The following is a 2626-nucleotide window of genomic DNA, read 5'->3' on the forward strand; positions in this document are numbered from 1 at the left end:
TGGAAAATAGCGTGAGTTGGTACGGGTAGTCCGGCGACTTGGTACTTGTTTCCGGCGTGTCGGTACTGTTGGGGTATTTCGGGGTGGTCTGCTCATAGGTGGGGCGGCGCGTTCGGCGCCGTCCTTTCTCTATTTGAGGAGGCAGTGTGGCTGACTATAAAGCCATCATGACCCTGGCGTTGCAGGGCAGCAGCTATGACGAGATCGTCGCGGTGGTGGGGTGTTCCCGCCGCGATGTCGCGCGGGTGAAGAAGACCATCACCGCTTATGGGATCACCGCGGGGCAGGCGGCGTCGATGACGCCAGTTGAGATTGCTGGGATGTTCCCTGATGGGCGCCAGCGAGTCTCCGAAGACTATGCCCAGCCGGACTTCGACCGTGTGGTGGCCTCGATGCGCCATAACCGGCATTTCACGTTGCAGCAGGGTTGGGCGAAGTATCTGGCTGATCCCTCTCTGCGGGGGAAGAAGTATGGCTACTCGCAGTACTGTGCACTCTTCGCCGACTACGCCAGGGTCACTGACGTGGTGGCGACCCTGCACCACGAACCGGGACGGGCGATGCTGGTCGACTGGGCCGGTGACACTCTGGAAGTCGTTGACGCGGTCACCGGCGAGGCCACCAAGATCTATCTGTTCGTGGCGGTGCTGCCCTACTCCGGGGTCCTCTACGCCTTCGGGTTCACCGATATGAGATCCCCATCGTGGATCGCTGCTCACGTGGGGGCTTTCACCCTTTTTGGCGGGGTGACCCAGCTGGTGGTCCCCGACAATCCTGCTACCGCGACCCATCGTCAGAAGAAGGATGAATCGGCCCGGGTGATCAACGCCAGGTATCAGCAGCTGGCTGATCATTACGGCACCGGGATCGTGCCAGCCCGGGTGAACCGGCCGCGCGATAAGGCGGCAGCCGAGGCCGCGGTGAAGGTAGTCAACACCCGGGTGATCGGCTATCTGGCTGAGGAAATCTTCACTACCGTGGAGGATCTCAACGCCGCGATCACCGAACGGGTCGATGAGATCAACCACGGCATGCCTCGTGCTGATGGCACCACCCGGTGGGAACGCTTCGAGGCTGAGGAAGCCCACATGCTGCAGCCACTACCCGCCGACGCGTTCGAAGAGGTCACCTGGAAGCAGCTGAAAGTCGGACGGAATTATCACATCAGTTGTGATTCCCAGTACTACTCGGTGCCCTACACTTATGCCGGTCAGCTGCTGCGAGTCCGTCTCACCGCTGCGATGGTGACGATCTTCGACGGGGACCAGCTCGTCTGTGAACACCGCAGGAAATCCGGCCGGAAGGGCCAGTACTCCACCGAATTGGCTCACGCGCCGAAGCGGCACCAGAACATCGACGGGCTCTGGTCCAAACAATGGTTCCTGGACCGGGCGCGTGGCTTTGGGCCGGCCACTGTGGAAGTTATCGACCAGATCCTGGAGCGGCATCAGATCGAGGCTCAGGGGTATCTGGATTGTCAGAACATCCTGGGCACCCTAGGCAGACGCAACAAGCAACGCCTCGAAGCGGCCTGCCAAGTGCTGCTTAATCAGCAAGGACTGGGAAGCTACAGCACGATCAAGCGGATCATCGCTGGCCTCGATTCTGACGCGAAAGCCCAGCAGCCGGTCACCCCGGCGGCCCGGACGGCCAAGACCACCACCACCGATGCTGATGCTGGCAGTGGGGTGCAGGTGCGTTCCGCTGATCACTACACCCGCAGCCACAAGGCAGGTGCCTGATGTTCACAGACCTCGACCAGCAGAAATTCCGTACCCTTCGCATCACCCACGTGGCCACCCGGTTTGAAGAACTGATCACAGATGAGGCCAACGACGAGCTCACCCCCGAACAGCTCTTCCTCACCGCTGTCGATGATGCCCTGGACCAGCGCCGAGCACACCGGATCGACAAACTCATCCGTGCTGCCCGGTTCCCGATCCCGCAAGCCTCGATCGCGGAAATCAACTACCAAGAAGGCCGCGGCCTCACCCCAGTACGCATGCGACGCTACGGCGCCCACCAGTGGGACCAGGACCCGACCAACCTGCTGATCATCTCACCCACCGGCGGAGGCAAGACCTACCTCGCCTGCGCGATCGGGATCGCTGCCTGCCAGAACGGCCACACCGTGACCTACACCCGGATGGACGAACTCGCCCGAGCCCTGGTCATCGCCAGAGCTGACGGGATCAAGCACCAGAAGATGCTCAACGATCTCTCCGACGTGGATTTATTGATCCTGGACGACTTCCTTACGGTGGGCATCGACCCCGAGGCTGCCAACGACCTCTTCGCCGTGCTGGCCAACAGGGAACATCGGTTACCAACGATGATCGGCTCCCAGTCCCGGCCCTCCTACTGGGTGGAGGCACTGCCAGACCGGGTCGCTGCTGACTCAATCGTCAACCGGCTAGCCAACAACGCCCGCGAAATCAGCCTCGGCGAAGTCGATATGCGCCGTCACCGCGACGACCAAGCCCGCGCCGCCACCGGCTACTGGGAATAGCCGTCGCGCCAGAGCCGGTGCCGGCCCGCGGACACTTCGCCCGCCGGGCCAGTACCGTCTCCGCAGAACCTAGTACCAACTCGCCGGACCCGAAGTACCAACCAGTCCTATCCTCCA

The 2626-nt window shown here is 62.0% G+C and carries 2 protein-coding genes; both read left to right on the forward strand.

Annotation, left to right across the window (positions count from 1 at the left end; all coding sequences use genetic code 11):
* Window positions 1-146: 146 nt before the first annotated feature.
* A complete protein-coding gene (istA, locus tag TX78_RS12330) occupies window positions 147-1742 on the forward strand; it encodes an IS21 family transposase (protein WP_044496647.1) in 1596 nt (531 codons plus the stop codon).
* Window positions 1742-2509, forward strand: a complete 768-nt coding sequence (locus tag TX78_RS12335; protein WP_044496649.1) for an ATP-binding protein — start codon at window positions 1742-1744, stop codon at window positions 2507-2509. Before istA ends, TX78_RS12335 begins: the two co-directional genes overlap by 1 nt.
* Window positions 2510-2626: the final 117 nt, after the last annotated feature.

Source organism: Nesterenkonia massiliensis (assembly GCF_000455245.1).
GTDB classification, from domain to species: domain Bacteria; phylum Actinomycetota; class Actinomycetes; order Actinomycetales; family Micrococcaceae; genus Nesterenkonia; species Nesterenkonia rhizosphaerae.